The organism is Flavobacterium sp. ACN6, assembly GCF_002304005.1.
GTDB lineage: Bacteria > Bacteroidota > Bacteroidia > Flavobacteriales > Flavobacteriaceae > Flavobacterium.
The window spans coordinates 26,242-43,442 of sequence record NZ_MRCQ01000021.1 but is presented as its reverse complement, the minus strand read 5'-3'; the positions used below and the strand labels follow the sequence as shown (position 1 = coordinate 43,442).

The 17,201-nt window shown below is 36.2% G+C and carries 10 protein-coding genes; 5 read left to right on the top strand and 5 right to left on the bottom strand.

Going from position 1 to position 17,201, the window contains the following annotated elements; all coding sequences use genetic code 11:
- Window positions 1-60: 60 nt before the first annotated feature.
- Window positions 61-1,995, bottom strand: coding sequence for an amino acid permease (locus BSF42_RS21655; protein ID WP_095955181.1), 1,935 nt, complete (start codon window positions 1,993-1,995; stop codon window positions 61-63).
- A 988-nt stretch (window positions 1,996-2,983) separates the two neighbouring features.
- Between BSF42_RS21655 and BSF42_RS21650 the strand changes: the two genes are divergently transcribed.
- Complete coding sequence (locus BSF42_RS21650) at window positions 2,984-4,138, top strand: Gfo/Idh/MocA family protein (protein ID WP_095955180.1); 1,155 nt, start codon at window positions 2,984-2,986, stop codon at window positions 4,136-4,138.
- Window positions 4,139-4,381: 243 nt separating this feature from the next.
- Here the strand turns inward: BSF42_RS21650 and BSF42_RS21645 are convergent, their stop codons facing one another.
- On the bottom strand, window positions 4,382-7,288 hold the full coding sequence (locus BSF42_RS21645) for an FAD-binding and (Fe-S)-binding domain-containing protein (protein WP_095955179.1): 2,907 nt from the start codon (window positions 7,286-7,288) through the stop codon (window positions 4,382-4,384).
- A gap of 197 nt (window positions 7,289-7,485) precedes the next feature.
- Between BSF42_RS21645 and BSF42_RS21640 the strand changes: the two genes are divergently transcribed.
- On the top strand, window positions 7,486-8,298 hold the full coding sequence (locus tag BSF42_RS21640; protein WP_095955178.1) for a mechanosensitive ion channel family protein: 813 nt from the start codon (window positions 7,486-7,488) through the stop codon (window positions 8,296-8,298).
- Between the two features lie 630 nt (window positions 8,299-8,928).
- Here the strand turns inward: BSF42_RS21640 and BSF42_RS21630 are convergent.
- From BSF42_RS21630 to BSF42_RS21620, 3 genes are all read right to left on the bottom strand, one after another.
- Window positions 8,929-9,885 carry a DUF3137 domain-containing protein gene (locus BSF42_RS21630; RefSeq protein WP_095955176.1) on the bottom strand — a complete coding sequence of 319 codons (957 nt, stop codon included), beginning with the start codon at window positions 9,883-9,885 and terminating at the stop codon, window positions 8,929-8,931.
- Window positions 9,885-10,439 (bottom strand): LemA family protein, encoded by a 555-nt coding sequence (locus tag BSF42_RS21625; protein WP_095955175.1) that lies wholly within the window; start codon window positions 10,437-10,439, stop codon window positions 9,885-9,887. The genes BSF42_RS21630 and BSF42_RS21625 overlap by 1 nt, the downstream gene beginning before the upstream one ends.
- Window positions 10,440-10,560: 121 nt before the next feature.
- Complete coding sequence (locus BSF42_RS21620; protein WP_095955174.1) at window positions 10,561-11,310, bottom strand: DeoR/GlpR family DNA-binding transcription regulator; 750 nt, start codon at window positions 11,308-11,310, stop codon at window positions 10,561-10,563.
- 211 nt (window positions 11,311-11,521) lie between these two features.
- On the opposite strand from BSF42_RS21620, the gene BSF42_RS21615 reads away from it, so the two are divergent.
- The 3 genes from BSF42_RS21615 to BSF42_RS21605 are packed head-to-tail and all read left to right on the top strand — an operon-like array spanning window position 11,522 to window position 17,155.
- Window positions 11,522-14,602 carry a SusC/RagA family TonB-linked outer membrane protein gene (locus BSF42_RS21615; protein ID WP_095955173.1) on the top strand — a complete coding sequence of 1,027 codons (3,081 nt, stop codon included), beginning with the start codon at window positions 11,522-11,524 and terminating at the stop codon, window positions 14,600-14,602.
- Between the two features lie 10 nt (window positions 14,603-14,612).
- Entirely contained in the window at window positions 14,613-16,226 is a 1,614-nt protein-coding gene (locus tag BSF42_RS21610) for a SusD/RagB family nutrient-binding outer membrane lipoprotein (protein WP_095955172.1), read from the top strand.
- Between the two features lie 26 nt (window positions 16,227-16,252).
- Window positions 16,253-17,155 (top strand): hypothetical protein, encoded by a 903-nt coding sequence (locus BSF42_RS21605; protein WP_095955171.1) that lies wholly within the window; start codon window positions 16,253-16,255, stop codon window positions 17,153-17,155.
- Window positions 17,156-17,201: the final 46 nt, after the last annotated feature.

Genomic DNA, 17,201 nt, shown 5'->3' with positions numbered 1-17,201 from the left:
CGGAAAAGCCGTTCTAAGACTATTTTCAGAACGGCATTTCTATAATTTATAATTTAAAACTTAAACCCTCTCAACGAAGTTTAGCTTACTATTTTTTCTACTATAAGTAAAGTAAATAAACAATCCTATTAATAACCAAATTGTAAAGTAAATCCAGTTCCAAACGCTTAATTCGGCCATCATGTAAAGACAGCAGATTAAACCTAAAAGTGGAATTAACGATAGATTTTTTCTGAAAGCCCAAACCGCTAATCCAACTAAAACGAAAAGGAAAATCCACATTGGAATTTTGTGTTTGAATAAGCTGAAACCTGATTCGTACTTTAATGAATCGTTGATTGGCAATCCTTTTACAACTTCATTATACTTGGCTTCGTCGTCTTGATATTGTCCTAATAAATGTTCTAAATCTGATGTTTCGGCAGTTTTATTCTTAACATCTATGCTTTCTAAATAATTGAAAACCTTTGCAGATTCTTCTTTATTTAATGACGTAATAATTGTTGTTGCATCGTTTATCTGCGCATCATTATTAATAAAAGCCATTGTCGCTTTGTTATTGAATGCAAAAGCGTAATACAATCCAGCAATCATTAAAACTGGTAAAATATATTTTGAGTTTACATAAGGCGTTTTGAATTTCCCTCTTGGAATTTCTGGCTTATTCTGCAATACTAAAACTCCAGCACACACTAATACGAAGGCAAATAAAGTTCCTATACTGCATAAATCTGTAACCATTGTTAAGTTTAAAAATAGAGCTGGAACTGCTACCACAAAACCAGTTACAATTGTAGCAAAAGATGGCGTTTTGAATTTAGGGTGAACTGTAGAAAATTTCTTTGGCAATAAACCGTCACGGCTCATGCTCATCCAGATTCTAGGCTGTCCCATTTGAAAAACCAATAAAACGCTCGCCATAGCTACTACTGCACTTACGGCAATAATTCCTGACATCCATTTAAGGTTTAATTTATCGAAAACGAACGCCAGAGGATCTCCAACATTTAATTCGTTGTATTTTACCATTCCTGTCAAAACTAAGGCAATAGCAATATATAAAATGGTACAAATAATAATCGCCCACATCATGCCTCGTGGTAAATCTCTCTGCGGATTTTTACATTCTTCGGCAGTTGTCGAGATGGCATCAAAACCAATATAAGCAAAGAATACGGCAGAAACTCCTTTTAAAACCCCTCCAACTCCATTTGGAGCAAACGGATCCCAATTTGCAGTATCGACATAAAATACACCAACTGCAATTACTAAAAGTACTACGCAAAGTTTTACAACTACCATTAAGTTACTCGCGTTACGAGATTCTTTCATTCCTCTGTAAACCAAAGCGGTAATCAAAATAATGATAAATAATGCTGGTAAATCAGTAACAAAATGGAAAGATCCTATAGTTGGTGCAGTTGTCCAAGCCGTATGAGCAGATTGCAGTGCTGTACTTAAATTTTCGAATGATTTTCCGCCGCGCATTAAAGCTTCGGCATCGTTAAATCCGTTGGAAGCGGTTAAATAATCCATCTGAATCCATTGTGGAAGATGAATACCGCCACTCTGGAGCAGTCCCGTAAAATAATCACTCCACGATATGGCAACGGTTATATTTCCTACGGCATATTCCATAATCAATGCCCAGCCAATTATCCAAGCAATTAATTCTCCAAAAGCCACATAAGAATACGTATAAGCGCTCCCTGAAACTGGAACCATCGAAGCAAATTCGGCGTAAGCAAAAGCAGCAAAACTACAAGCTAAAGCTGTAAAAAGGAATAAGAAAATAACAGCTGGTCCGCCGTCTGCGCTGGCTTTTCCGATGGTGCTAAAAATTCCCGCTCCAACAATTGCCGCTATTCCGAATGCAGTTAAATCTCTAGTTGTCAAATGTTTTCCTAAAGCATTATGACCGTCTGTTTCGTTCTGAGCAACCTGCTTCAGAATATCCTGTACTGTTTTCTTTCGGAATAAACTTGAAAATGCCATATATAATTCGGTATTGTAAATTAATTTAATTCGGACTTTATGGTTTTATTTTGCAAATAATGCAAAAATTATCCTGATTTCAAATATATAAAACCATTTTGTTTTATTGTGAATTATTTTTTGCCACGAATTTTTCGATTTTTTTTATTTGCCGCAAAGACACTAAGACACAACGTTTTTTTAATCTATTAATCTGAGGCTAAAATTTTTCTCGCAGATTTGGCAGATTGAGCAGATTTTCTCTTGTTGCAGATTAAGAAGTTTAACAGAGATTTACTCACTAAAAGTTATCTGCTAGATCTGCTGAATCTGCGGGAAACAAAAAAAAATCCTTTCTTCTGAAACTAAATTTTTCTCGCAGATTTGGCAGATTGAGGAGATTTTTGCCACAGATTAAAAGATTATCACAGATTTATTCATTAAAAAGTAATCTACTAGATCTGCTGAATCTGCGGAAAACAAAAAAATAATCCTTTAATCTGCAACTAAATTTTTCTCGCAGATTTGGCAGATTGAGCAGATTTTCTCTTGTTGCAGATTAAGAAGTTTAACACAGATTTATTCATTAAAAGTAATCCGCTAGATCTGCTGAATCTGCGGAAAATAAAAAAATAATCCTTTAATCTACAACTAAATTTTTTCTAGCAGATTTGGCAGATTGAGCAGATTTTCTCTTGTTGTAGATTAAGAAGTTTAACAGAGATTTATTCATTAAAAGTTATCTGCTAGATCTGCTGAATCTGCGGGAAACAAAAAAAATCCTTTATTCTGAAACTAAATTTTTCTCGCAGATTTGGCAGATTAAGCAGATTTTTTTGCCACAGATTAAAAGATTATCACAAATTTATTCATTAAAAGTAATCTGCTTAATCTGAAAAATCTGAAGAAACAAAAAAATATTATAAATCAAATAAAATCAAACACAAATGTAACATTTATAAAAAAGAGCTTACTAATAAATTGATATTTAACTTAAAAGATAAATTATATGGAAAAAATTTCAAGAAGATCATTTGTGAACAAATTTGGGATTGGCGTTGGAGCATCAGTCATTGTAACTGCTCTTCCTTCCTTTTTATCTGCGCCGGAAACGGATAAAACGCCTTATACTGGAAAAAAATTAAATATCGTACTTTGCGGTCTCGGAAATTACGCCTCCATGTTAGCAGAGGGAATTCAGGTTTCTGAATATTGCCATCTTGCCGGTATCGTTACGGGCACTCCTTCAAAAGCTGAAAAATGGAAAAAGAAATATAATATTCCTGAGAACAACATTTACAATTACGAGAACTTCGATGAAATTATAAAAAACAAAGACATTGACTTAGTGTATGTTGTAACGCCAAACGGACTTCATAAAGAATTTACTATCCGTGCTGCAAAAGCAGGAAAGCATGTTATAACCGAAAAACCAATGGCAATTTCTGTACAAGATTGTGAGGAAATGATAAAAGTCTGCACGGATAACAATGTACAGTTAGCAATAGGTTACCGCTTGCATTACGAACCTACACATCTAGAAATAAAACGATTGGGGCAAGAAAAAGTTTTTGGACAAGTGCGTTTTATCCAAGCTTCTTTGGGTTATAAAATACATGATCCTCTTGATACAAAAGCTACTGTCAATTTTAACGATCGAAATGAATGGAGGCTCAATAAAAAATTATCAGGAGGCGGGCCCTTAATGGACTTAGGAGTTTATTGTATTCAGGCTAGCCGATATGTTTTAGCAGAAGAACCAATTGCTGTTACGGCGCAATTTGGAAAAGTTTATAACAAACAGATTTTTTCAGAAACAGAGGAAAGCATATCCTGGCAAATGGAATTTCCGAGCGGAGCCGTATCCAATTGCACTACGTCTGTTAATTTTAATATCGACCGATTTTACGCTTCCGCAGATGAAGGTTTCTTTGAGTTAAGTCCGGCTTTGAGTTACGGTCCTTTTGAAGGAAAGACATCTAAAGGTATTCTGAAATTTCCTGTAATAAATCAACAGCAAACGCAAATGGATGAAATTGCAAAATTATTATTAGAAAATAAAAAACTGCCAAATCATATTACCGGAGAAGAAGGATTAAAAGACATTAAAGTTATTAATGCCATTTATAAAGCAGCAGAAACCGGAAAAAAAGTCTTGTTGTAATTTTTAGCACGCAGATGACACGGATTTGAACGGATTGACGCAGATTTTTTTATGTATTTTGTAATCTGTGGATAATTTTTTCACGCAGATTTTAGCAGATTTTAGCAAATTTTAGCAGATTTAATTTTTAGATTTTTTATTAAATAATCTGCGCATATCTGCTTAAATCTTTTTAAATCTGCGTGAAAAAAAATAAAAATCTGCGTCAATCCGTTCAAATACGCGTTATCCGTTTGCCATTTGTCATTTCAAGCAATTCCTCAAAATACTAACAGGATGCTGCGCCTCACGTTTTGTTCCATCATAAATTTGATGACGACAGCTTGTTCCTGCAGCGGCGATTTTTACGTTTTCAGCAGTGTTACGTACTTTTGGGAAAAGTGTATCTTCTCCCATCTGCATGCTCACTTTATAATGTTCTTTTTCGTATCCAAAAGATCCCGCCATTCCGCAGCAGCCCGAATTGTAAATAGTCACCGTATTATTTTTAGGCAGATTCAGCATCGCAAAAGTCGCTTCAACAGAACTCAATGATTTCTGATGACAATGTCCGTGAATTTTGATTTCTTTCGTTTCTTCTGAAAAGGAATCGAGCGTTATTTTTCCGTCGATAATTTCTTTTTTGAAAAATTCTTCGATAGTAAAAGCGTTTTGCGAAATTCTTTCTGCATTTTCTTTGTCCGATGCCAAACGCAGATATTCATCCCTAAAAGTCAAAATCGCCGAAGGTTCAATTCCAATTAAAGGCGTGTTACTCGAAATTAGAGCTTTAAAAATGTTGACATTGATATCGGTTATCTTTTTCGCTTCTTCCAAAAATCCTTTGGATAAATATGTTCTTCCGCTTTCTTCGTGATTAACGATTAAAACTTCGTAACCTAATTTCGTTAATAATTCAAAAGCATCGATTCCGATATTGACATCGTAGTAATTCGTAAATTCATCTACAAATAAATACAATTGTCCGTTTGGGAAATTTTTGGATGCAGGTTTATTGTTTTCATACCATTTTCTGAAAGTCTTTTTCGCTAAAAGCGGCACTTGTCGTTCTGGTGCAATTCCCATTGATTTTTTAACAAGCGACTGATTCGAAATAAAATTCGTAAGCGACGGAAACAAACTTCCCATTTTATTCAATTTTGCGTTATTGGCAAAAATTTTACTTCGGGTCGAGAATCCGTTTGCTTTTTGGTATTGGTATAAAAATTCCGCTTTTAGAGTTGCCACATCCACATTACTCGGACATTCGCTGGCGCAGGCTTTACAGCTTACACACAACTCAAAAACTTCGTATAATTCTTTTTGGTCAAATTTGTTCTCTTTTTCAGAATAGGTCAAATATTCTCGTAAAGCGTTTGCACGTGCACGAGTCGTTTCTTTTTCATTTCTGGTCGCACGATAACTCGGACACATCGCTCCTCCCGCCGATGGCATTTTTCGGCAGTCGCCAGAACCATTGCATTTTTCGGCAGCGCGTAAAATTCCTAAACTATCGGAGAAATCCTGAAAGGTTTTAATATCTGGTTCTACCCTGCCCGAAACCACACGATGATTTTCATCCATTTTCAAGGCATTGACAATCTTCCCGATATTCAAAACCGAATTCGGGTCAAATGCCAATTTGATTCTTTTCAGCAATTCGTAATTCTTTTCGCCAATCATAAACGGAATAAACTCCCCGCGTACAATTCCGTCGCCGTGTTCGCCGCTTAATGAACCTCTATATTTTTTAACCAAAATCGCAACATCTGTTGCAATGGTTCTAAATAATTTTAAATCTTCTGTTTTCTTTAAATTCAAAACCGGACGCAAGTGTAATTCTCCTGCTCCTGCATGCGCGTAGTAAATCGCTTCTTGTCCGTGACTTAACATCATTGCAGAAAACTCTGCAATATAAGCGGGTAAATCACTCAATTCAACCGCTGTATCCTCAATAGAATCGGCTGCTTTGTTGTCGCCTACAATACTTCCTAAAAGTCCCAATCCGGCTTTTCTAAGTTCATTGGCTTTATCGATATCTGCTCCGTAAATTTTTACACGGGCGTAACCAAAATTGTGTTTTTCTAAATCGGCAATTAAAGCATTGGCTTGCAGTTCTGCATCTTCTAAAGTATGAGAAGCTACTTCAAACAGCATAATCGCTTTAGGTTCGCCTTCTAAAAAGAAACGGTTTTTAATGTGTTCGCGATTCGTTTTAGTACAATCCAAAATCGTGTCGTCGATCATTTCGCAAGTATACAAATGATGTTTCATCGCCACGACAACAGATTCCAAAGATTCCTGAATTGTATGATAATGCCCCACAACCATAATATTATGCGCCGGTGGCAAGTCGTCTACTTTTAAAGTAACTTCTGTTGTAAAGGCCAAAGTTCCTTCACTGCCGCAAAGCAACCTTCCTAAGTTAATTGTCGGTTCTGTTCCGCCAAATAACTCTGATTTTAGCAGAATATCAACCGCGTAACCTGTATTTCTTCTGTGAATTTCTGGTTTCGGAAACTCTTTTACAATTTCGTCCTGAATCGCTTTTACCGAAAGCTCTTCGTAAATGCTTTTGTAAATTTTATTTTCTAATGAATCGCCTTTGGTTTTTTCGATAAATGCCGCCGAAGTCAATTCGCCGAAAGCTACTTCAGAACCATCACTTAAAATGGCTTTAATCTCCACAATTTTGTCGCGCGTAACACCATAACGAATCGAAGTGGTTCCAGAAGAATTGTTTCCCACCATTCCGCCCATCATACAACGGTTTGAAGTCGATGTAATAGGTGCAAAAAATACACCATGAGGTTTTAAAAATAAATTCAGTTCATCGCGAATTACTCCAGGCTGTACCGTAACGGTTTTCTTTTCGGCATCAAAAGCAACGATTTTGGTAAAATGTTTCGACACATCAACCACAAGTCCGTCTCCTACCGCTTGTCCTGCCAAAGAAGTTCCCGCAGTTCTTGGCGTAACCGAAATATTATGCGCTGCAGCAAAGCGAATTAATTTGCTGATATCTTCAACCGTTTTAGGCAAAGCCACCGCATTTGGCCGAATCCGATATACCGATGCATCTGTAGAATAAAGTGTTTTATGAAGATCATCGTATAAAAGTGTGCCTTCGAGCGCTGCAGCTAATTGCTCTAAATGAGATTGGGTCAACATGAAATGGTGCTTTTTATAAAAATATTTTTCTGAAAAACTCAGACAGCAAATATAAAAATATAGCAGGTTAAATTGATATAATTTGTGATTTTATCTGATTACTGTATTAGATTTTATAAGATTCTGAGAGAATCCTGTAAAGCGTTCCACTTTTGAAATCTCTAATTTTAAATTTTTACTTTTTTAAGCCTAATATTATGGAAAATTTTCTGCAAGACGTTTTTAAACATTTAGAAGGATATTATTATAGCATTGTCGACCTTACACCAAAATTTATTCTGGCAGTTCTGGTTATTCTCGTTTCATGGTTTATTGCGAGCCGTGTCGGAATTTTTGCGGGCAACCGACTCAAATTAAGAATGCACGATCGGCTTTTGGCTACTTTTATTGCCCGACTAATTAAATCTGTTCTTATTATTATTGGGATTCTTATCATGTTCCGAATTATCGGTCTTGACGGAATCGCGCAAAGTATGCTTGCCGGCGCTGGAATCTCCGCTTTTGTAATTGGTTTTGCACTTAAAGACATTGGCGAAAATTTCCTTGCGGGAATTCTGCTGGCTTTCAAGCGCCCGTTTTCTATTGGTGATATTATCGAAAGCAACGGCGTAAAAGGGGAAGTCATCAACCTTAACCTGCGCGATACCGAAGTAAAAAGCGATTCCAAAATTATTTATATTCCAAACGCACTTTTAATTAAAAATACGCTCATTAACTACAACAGCGAAGGATTTCTGCTCCAAACTTTCACAGTCGGACTCGAATACGGTTCTGATTATACCCGCGCTATCGAACTCGTCAAAGAAGTTCTTGGAAACAGCGAAGACGTTACCGAAAAAGACCACGGAAACGCAGCCGTAATTACCGATGTTGCCGCTGCGGGTGTTATTCAGCTTAATATTCGTTATTGGGTTAAAACTGCATCAACAACTGAAAACTCAGAATGCCGTTCTAAAATCATCGCCGCAGTCTTGAAAAAGTTAAAAGAAAATGAGTTTGTTTTGAAGTAGAGGGAGGTTTAGAGTTGCAGAGGTTCAAAGTGGCAAAGGTTCAGAGGTTCAGAGGACCAAAGGTACAGAGGTACAGAGATTCAAAGGTGCAGAGGTTTTTCTCAATCCACAATTGTCACCCTGAGCGTAGTCCAAGGCTTATAAAAACTTAAATTTCTCTTCTTGGAATTTGGAATTTGAAACTTCACCCAATTGTCACCTGAGCGTAGTCGAAGGCTTTTGAAAACTAAATTTAAATTGTAACAATCAAAGAATTTTAGAATTTGGAATTTAATTTTTGGAATTTTTAGAAGCTATTTCCTGCTGTCCGCTATATCTTTTACGCCGAACCCCGGCGCAAAAGGATGCCGCTTCCATCAGGGCTAGACACTCGGTTTCATAAAAATTGTCAAATTTTTCTACAACAAAGTCTATCAATCTTGTCATTTCAACCAAAGGGAGACTCGAGCGATAGCGAACTGGCGAAGCAAATCTCATTAGTGGATCGCCAAAGATTGGAGATTTTCTATGTGGAATTGCAAGTGCGATTTCTCCCTTCGGTCGAAATGACAAACTGCCTGAAAATCTAACTGCTGAGATTTTTAAATCTCAAAATCTATTAAACGGCTTAAAAAAATATTCCAAAATCCCTTAATTCTTCCCCCAAATTCTAGTATTCAAATCCAGTTCATGAACAATATTCTGCATAAACTCAACAATCGAAAGATCATCGGTAAGTAAATCGGGAACTAAGAGTGACGAATGAATGGGTGGTTCAAAATAATTGGTACCTAATGGGAAAGCAATATACATTTTAGAATGTATAAAAGAGATCGAAATGGTGTCGCCGCATTTTTTGTTTAACTCCAAAATTCTTTCCATCATGGCGGGCGTTAAAATATATCGCGCTTCAATCTGGTTTCTGGAATAGGTGACAAATATATCATCGAAGATTGTATTTTCTAACAGCACTAAATTGCTGTTTCCAAAACTGAAAACGTTTTTAGAGAACCACTCCCCAATAGAATCTCCAAAATCTTTTGGGCGCACGACTGTCGACACTTCAAAGTTTTTATTGAAATCGGCGACAAAAATAATTCCCTTAAAAATAGTGTACCATTCGGTACGCGTTCCATTTTTGGTACGGGTTTCTGTTTTGTATTCGGCATGAACCTCGGCAAACCAAAAAGAAGTTTTGTCAACGCTGCCACTTATTAAATCCTGCGTTTTATAGCGATTTGGTTCTGTTGTAAAAAGTTCAGAACTTATAAACTCATATTCAGGAAGCCCGCTTTGCGGTGTTAACGAAAAAGTTTCATTAATCTGTTTTAATGCCGATGCAACTACATTTGTTTTATAAGCAAATTTATATTTTTTTGCTTCATCTTCTATTTGAAAATACATTACAATTCCAATAATTGCAGGAACTAAAGCACCAAAAAAAGCTAACATTGGAAACCTAATAAGCAAACCAATAACTACAATCAACCCCGCAAGACCAAATAATATATAGCATGTTTTATAAGTTTCTGCTATTTTTTTTCGGTCAATTTCTAACGTATTCAAAACCTCCTGCAACGCAGTATTATTCGTGTTTTCTGAATCCATTAATTATTGAAAAGTTCTTTTGCACTAATATTTTTACGTTCTTCTTCTGGAGTTGCCAGAACATCAATTGGAGTATAATTTAGCATTCCCGCAAATAAATTCCCTGGAAACATCATAATAGCATTATTATAACTCGTCACCGACGCATTGTAAGTTCTTCTAGCAGCTGCGATTTGTTCTTCGCTTTCTGTCCAAGTTGTCTGCAGGTTTAGGAAATTTGTATTGGCTTTTAAGTCCGGATAGTTCTCAACCGTTACCAATAAACCTTTTACTGCCGTACTTAATTCTGTATCCAAACTTGCTTTTTCCGCATCGGTTAATGAACCTGAGCCGGCTTTAGCACGAAGCTCAACGATTTTAGTTAAGGTACTTTGTTCGTAATTGGTGTATTGTTTGACAACCTCAACCAAATTCGGAATCAGATCGAAACGTTTTTTCAGCATCACATCAATCGCTGAAAATGCATTGGTAACCTGATTTCTTCTTTCAATAAGAGAATTGTAAATAAATACGCCTACTGCTAATAAGACAACAAGGATTATAACTATAATCATAACTTAAAAAATTTAATTGGTTTGGAAACAAATATATAGAATAAGGAAATATGTTTTATGTTTTTTTGTCAGAAATATCACATAATTAAAAAAACGCATAAAAATGCATTTTTACACAATTTTACAATACTTTAATTCCTGAATCGACAAAATTCTTGATTTTCGGACTCGCCACATTTAGGTCGGTTACAACAGCGTAAAGCTTATCCAGATCACACACTTTATGTGGCATTTTGATGTTCATTTTTTCTGAGGTTAAAAGCGCAATTACCTTATCTGACGCCTTAATCATCTCTTTTTTGATTACCGAAACTTCATAACCCATTTCGGTAAGTCCTTGATTTACATCGATACTGCTGACCCCCATAAAACAAATATCTGCTTTAATTTTAGAAAGTATTTGTACCACATCGATACCAACTGTTACCATCGCCTGCTTTTGTAATTTTCCTCCAATAAAAATCAATTCGATATTAGGATGCTGCGATAACTGCATGGCAATTGGAAGGCTGTAGGTATAAATTGTAGCGGTAAAATTTAGCGGAATAAGTTTGCAGAATGTCAAATTTGTAGTTCCCCCGCTCATGATAATTACCTGTCCTTCACTCAATAAAGAAAGTGCTTTTTTGGCTACACTTATTTTCTTGTCTTCGTTGACGATAGTAATATCAAACACATTTTTATGGTTGTTTTTGACTAAAAATGCCCCGCCGTATACTTTGTTTATTAGGCCTTTATCATTTAGCTCAATAAAATCCCTGCGAATGGTATCTTCAGAAATATTCAATTCCAAGGCTAAGTCGATTGTATTTATTCTTTCGACTTGCTGCAATTTATTCATTATGAATTGATGTCTTTCCTTTTTGAGCATAAGATGTTCTTTTCTACAAATTTAGAAAAACAAAGCACTTTTGAAAATCTTCGAAATAAAACTTTTTACGATTTGCAGAATTCGAATCAATTCAAAATAAAAAATGCATTTTTATGCATTATTGAATAGAATTAATAAAAATACGACATAAAGTTGCAGTTTTTTAAAAATATTTTATACATTTCGCTTCTCTAACCATAAATTAACCCTTATGAAAAAAAAGCATTTAATTCTTTTACTTTTCATTTTTGGAATACTAGCCAGTTATTCGCAAAATAATGTAGTAAAAGGTGTCGTTACAGATGGCAGCGGGAACACACTGCCAGGCGCAAACATTTTAGTACAGGGAACCAAAGATCAAACCTCAACGGGAACTGACGGAACCTTTTCGATCAAAGCTAACCAAGGAGCGGTGCTTCTTGTTTCGTACATTGGTTTTAACACCAAAGAAATTATCGTGAATGGCGTTAATCTTAAAATCGTAATTTCAGAAAGTGCTCAAACACTAAACAATGTTACCATTGTAGGCTCTATGGGTATTGTGAGAAATAAATCGTCTTTAGGATATGCTGTTCAGGAAGTAAAAGGAAAAGAAATCGCCGAGACGCAGCGTCCGAACTTTGCAACGGCTTTACAAGGTCGTGTGGCGGGTTTAACGGTAACGAGTACTTCTGGTGCACCGGGTGCTTCTGCGGCGATTCAGTTAAGAGGGGTAAATTCGCTTAGCGGCAGTAACTCTCCTTTGTACGTAGTTGACGGATTACCTGTGAGCAACGAAACAATGGATCAAGGTTTAACGATTTCTAATGCTCCAAACAGAACACAAGATTATACCAACAGAGGCGCAGATATCAATCCAGACGATATTGAATCTGTAGTAATACTAAAAGGACCTGAGGCTGCAGCACTTTACGGAATGCAGGCTGGAAATGGTGCTATCGTAATTACAACCAAAAAAGGTAAAAAAGGAGTTGGAAGACTTACCTATTCTACTAATACCAGATTTGACAATTTATACCGTTTTCCCGAAATTCAAAAAGTATATCAAAGAGGTTCTGACGGTGTAAACAATCCAGATTACAGACGACAATTTGGAACGGCTTACGAACCGGGAACTAAATTTTATAATAATGTAGAAAACTTCTTTAGAACCGGAGTTTCAACCAATCATAATCTTTCGTTTGAAGCGGGTACAGAAACTACTTCTTACCGTTTATCCATTGCTAATTTAGAGCAGGAAGGCGTTGTTCCCAATACAGGTTACAGCCGTTTGACCGCTAATTTGAATGCTTCTGCAAAATTATCTTCAAAATTAAGATCAGAAGCTACTTTTAATTTCACAAAATCAGATAATCAGAAAGCAGCAAAAGGAGCTGGATCTGCGGTACAGATTCCCGGTGTAACAAACGCAGGATATTTGCTTTCGCTTTTAACATGGCCTTCAAATGATGATGCAAGTGTTTATCTAAATCCTGACGGAACAAGAAGAAAAATTACAAGCGGTGCTTTGGATAACGAAACCGATAATCCATATTGGGATGTCAATAAAAACTTATCTGAGGATTTCAACAACCGTTTCATTACCAATGTTGGCTTAATTTACGACCCAACTTCTTGGTTAAACTTAACAGGCCGTGTGGGCTGGGATGTGAATTCTGGTCAAGGTTACAGAGCTATTCATCCAGAATCTGCGGCAGGAATTGCTTCTGGGGGTTATATCGAATCTTATTATTCTAATACCAGTAATTTAAACACGACTTTATTAGTTACAGCTAAAAAATCTTTCGGAAAATTCAATACCAAATTGATGGTTGGTAATTCGGTAAACGATAATGATTATAGAATTTTATCTACAACAGGAAGCCGTTTTTTTGATCCGAACTTCTACTCTATCAACAATACAGACGCTACAACGCAAAGATCTCAAGAGAGAATTATCCAAAGCAGAATCATTGGTTTCTTTTCTGAGATGAGTTTAGATTATGACAAAATTGTTTATTTGACCTTAACTGGACGTGAAGACTGGACTTCTGTTTTACCAGATCCATTTTTCTATCCTTCTGTTTCAACGAGTTTTGTTTTCACAAACCTAAACGGATTGAAAGACAAAGAAATACTTTCTTACGGAAAACTGAGAGCTTCTTATGCGGAAGCCGCTAATATCCCTTCTCCTTATTCTGCTGAACCAGTTTTTACACCACAATTGACTACAGACGGAGGTTATGCTTACGGAGTTACAGGAGCAAATCCGAATTTGAAACCAGAATTCCGTAAATCATTTGAATTGGGTACAGAATTAAAATTCTTTAAAAACCGAGTTGGATTAGACGTTGCAGTTTACAGCACTAAAACAATCGATCCAATTCTAAAAAATATGCGTTTAAGCTACGGAACGGGATTCGTGGTAACTTCTGCTAACTTTGGAGATTTACAAAACCAAGGTTTAGAGATTACTTTAAGCGGAAGTCCTATTCAAAAAGACAATTTTTCTTGGAATGTAAGTGCTAATTTCAGCAAAACACAATCTAAATTACTAAATCTTCCTTCTGTGGTTTCAGAATATTATGTTTCTGATACTTGGCTTTACGGAAATGTTCGCGGCGGAGTAACCGTTGGAAATCCGTTAACGACTTTAACTGGAAATGATTATTTGAGAAATAATGCCGGAGAACCTTTAATTGATCCCAATACTGGTTTTGCTTTAAAAGATCCAAACTTTAAAATTGTTGGAGACAGAAATCCAGATTTTATGCTTGGTTTACAAAACACATTTGTCTATAAAAACCTAAGTTTATCTTTCTTATTAGACATTAGAAAAGGCGGTGATATTTACAACGCAACCGAATTCTATTTGTACCAAAACGGATTGTCTACTAAAACCTTAGATCGCGATCAAACGAGAATTGTGAAAGGAGTTTTGAGAGACGGTTTAGAAAATTCGGCTACGCCAACACAAAATAATATTCCGGTACGACCAAGTGTTCAAAACGAATATTACAGAACTGGAGCTATTGATGCTGATTTTATTGAAAAAGACATCAATTGGTTAAGAATGAGAGATATTACTTTAAGCTATCAAATGCCTTCAGAAATCTTGAAGAAAACATTCATCAATAATCTTTCTTTATACTTAACAATGACCGATCTGTTTATCATCACCAATTATACTGGAGCAGATCCTTCGGTTAACGGAACGAATGCTTCAACTGGAGGTGCTGGAGGAACAGGTTTTGACTTTGGAGTAGTTTCTACGCCACGAGGAATAAACTTAGGATTGAAAATCGGACTTTAATTAATTGACCATGAAAAATATAAAAACATATATAGCAGCATTAGGTCTTGTAACCACAATGATTTCTTGCAACGATTTAGAGGATATAAACGTAAATCCTAGTTTTCCTGTTGATGTTTCTGCACCAGCTTTATTACCGCCAATCGAACAGCAGATGGCTGTTGGACTGCAATTTGACAACCGCTGTTTAGGACGATACATTCAGAATTTCAGTATTGCTACCGTTGGCGCTGTAGGAAGCGAATGGGATCGTTTTGGATATCAAGCAAATAGTGACACAGGCGGTGAAATCTGGAAAATGGCGTATTTTGCTATTGGTTTAAACTTAACGAAATTACAGGAAAAAGCAACCGCAGAGCAACGTCATGATATTACTGGAATTTCAAAAGTAATCAGAGCTTGGTCTTGGCAGGTAGCAACAGATTATCATTCCGAATTAATCGATTTTGATCAGGTTTTCACTTCACGCCTTTCTTTTGATTATGTTTCTCAGGAAAAAGTGTATGCTGAAGTTGTTCGTTTATTAAACGAAGGTTTAGTCGATTTAGATCGTACAGACGGAAATGTTTCGCAGACCTACACAGCTTCGGGAGATAAAATGTACGGCGGAGACCGCTCGAAATGGGTTAAATTTGCTTACGGAGTTTTGGCTAGAAACCTAAACAATCAAATTAATAAAGCTTCTTACAATGCTGATAAAGTTATCGAATACTGCGATAAATCATTGGCTTCAAACGCAGATAACGCGTTGATTAGATACAACGGAACAGTTGCAGCAGATATCAACTTTTACGGTCCTGGAAGAAATAATTTCAATACATACCGTCAAACTGATTTTGCAGTAAGAACAATGGACGGAACTCTTTTTGGAAACGTAAAAGATCCTAGAATTTCTAGAGTTTTAGCACCATCTGTAGGTCAGTCTGAATTAGCGCCAGCATCTGCAGCAAATCCAGATCCGTCTAAATATACTTTTAATGGAAATCCGTTAAATACTACGGCTTCAACAGTGGCGACAAACGTAAGCAGAATCCCGAATATTTACGGAACGTATGCTGCAGGAACGATTACAACTCCAGGAAGATATCTTTTTAGAGATAAAGCAAATTTTCCTTTAATGACGTATTCTGAAATTCAGTTTATTAAAGCAGAAGCTGCATTCATTAAAGGCGACAAAGCAATGGCTTTAGATGCTTACAGAAAAGCAATTGACGCTAATATTGATTTTGTAAATGCAAATACGGTTGTAAGCACCACTTTCCCAATTACCTCAACAATTACGGCTGCTGAAAAAACGGCGTTCTTAACGAATGTAAATATTGTTCCTGCTGCTGCAGATTTAACGATCAGCCAGATTATGCTTCAAAAATATGTAGCTTTATTTGGTTACGGAATGCTGGAAACTTGGACTGACTTGCGTAAATATCATTATGATACAGAAATTTACAAAACAATGAATTTTACTCCAAACGGAGGATTATTTGTAGATAACAATGGAAAATTACCATATAGAGTTCGCCCAAGATTTAACTCAGAATATGTTTGGAATTTTGATGCTTTAAAAGCGATTGGAGCTGATAAAGTAGATTATCACACAGAAGAAATGTGGTTTTCTAAACAGTAATTTTTTATAATTAAAAAACGAATTAGATGAAAAATATATTCAACCATTTTAAAAAGTTAATCATTCCCGTTTTAGGAGTACTTGTTTTTACTTCCTGCGGCGACGAGAACGACCAAACGCCTTATCAAACTACGGACGGAATCGCAGATGCTTCTAACGTAAAATTTGTTCATGCCGCTGTTGGCCCAAACGGAACTAATTTTCAAATTAACTACTTTACAGGAACTGAAAAAATTTCGGCTGTAAGTTCTACCACAGGAGTTCAGGTGGGTATGAGTTATGGTGCTCAATTTCCTGTTCCAATAAACTATGTTTTAATGAAACCTGGCACACAGCCTTTGAGCATTTTAACGCCCGCAAATCCAGCAGTTACCATTTATGACGGAAATATTGTTACCGAAACAGGAAAATATTACACGAGTTTCCTTTTATCAACTCCTCCGTCTGTTACGCCTGCAGTTTATTCTCTTTATCAATTAAATGATGATTTAGCTGTTGCCGATTTAGATCCAACGAAAGCATATATTCGTTTTATAAATGTAATTAGCAATTCTGCGGCAACAGGTTATGATTTAGGATTACTTAAAGAAACCTCAATTGCTGGAGCAACGCCAATAACCACAAAAGAAGTTTATACGTATAAAAATGTGACTTTTAAAGGTGGAGACGAAAAATATATTGCTATTGAACCACAAGATCCAAAAGATACAAGAGGGTATCAATTGCAGGTTCGCGTAGCAGGTTCTCCAACAAATGTTCCGGGAACAACTACAGGAACAACCATTGCCAATCTTGCCAATTCACCAGCAAGTACTGCTTTTATTCCTAGAGCAGGAAGAGTTTATACGATTTATTGCAGAGGAATTATCGGCGGATTGCCAACAGCGACTTCCAACGCTCCGTCTGTTACTTTTATCACGAATAAATAAGCTTAAAAATCGAACCACTTTTTGATTAAAGTGGTTCGATTTAATT

Coding starts and splice junctions, on each gene's coding strand:
- BSF42_RS21650 (WP_095955180.1), top strand. CDS start 2,984: ATGGAAAAAATTTCAAGAAGATCATTTGTGAACAAATTTGGGATTGGC.
- BSF42_RS21625 (WP_095955175.1), bottom strand. CDS start 10,439: ATGATTATAGTTATAATCCTTGTTGTCTTATTAGCAGTAGGCGTATTT.
- BSF42_RS21645 (WP_095955179.1), bottom strand. CDS start 7,288: ATGTTGACCCAATCTCATTTAGAGCAATTAGCTGCAGCGCTCGAAGGC.
- BSF42_RS21605 (WP_095955171.1), top strand. CDS start 16,253: ATGAAAAATATATTCAACCATTTTAAAAAGTTAATCATTCCCGTTTTA.
- BSF42_RS21640 (WP_095955178.1), top strand. CDS start 7,486: ATGGAAAATTTTCTGCAAGACGTTTTTAAACATTTAGAAGGATATTAT.
- BSF42_RS21630 (WP_095955176.1), bottom strand. CDS start 9,885: ATGGATTCAGAAAACACGAATAATACTGCGTTGCAGGAGGTTTTGAAT.
- BSF42_RS21610 (WP_095955172.1), top strand. CDS start 14,613: ATGAAAAATATAAAAACATATATAGCAGCATTAGGTCTTGTAACCACA.
- BSF42_RS21615 (WP_095955173.1), top strand. CDS start 11,522: ATGAAAAAAAAGCATTTAATTCTTTTACTTTTCATTTTTGGAATACTA.
- BSF42_RS21620 (WP_095955174.1), bottom strand. CDS start 11,310: ATGCTCAAAAAGGAAAGACATCAATTCATAATGAATAAATTGCAGCAA.
- BSF42_RS21655 (WP_095955181.1), bottom strand. CDS start 1,995: ATGGCATTTTCAAGTTTATTCCGAAAGAAAACAGTACAGGATATTCTG.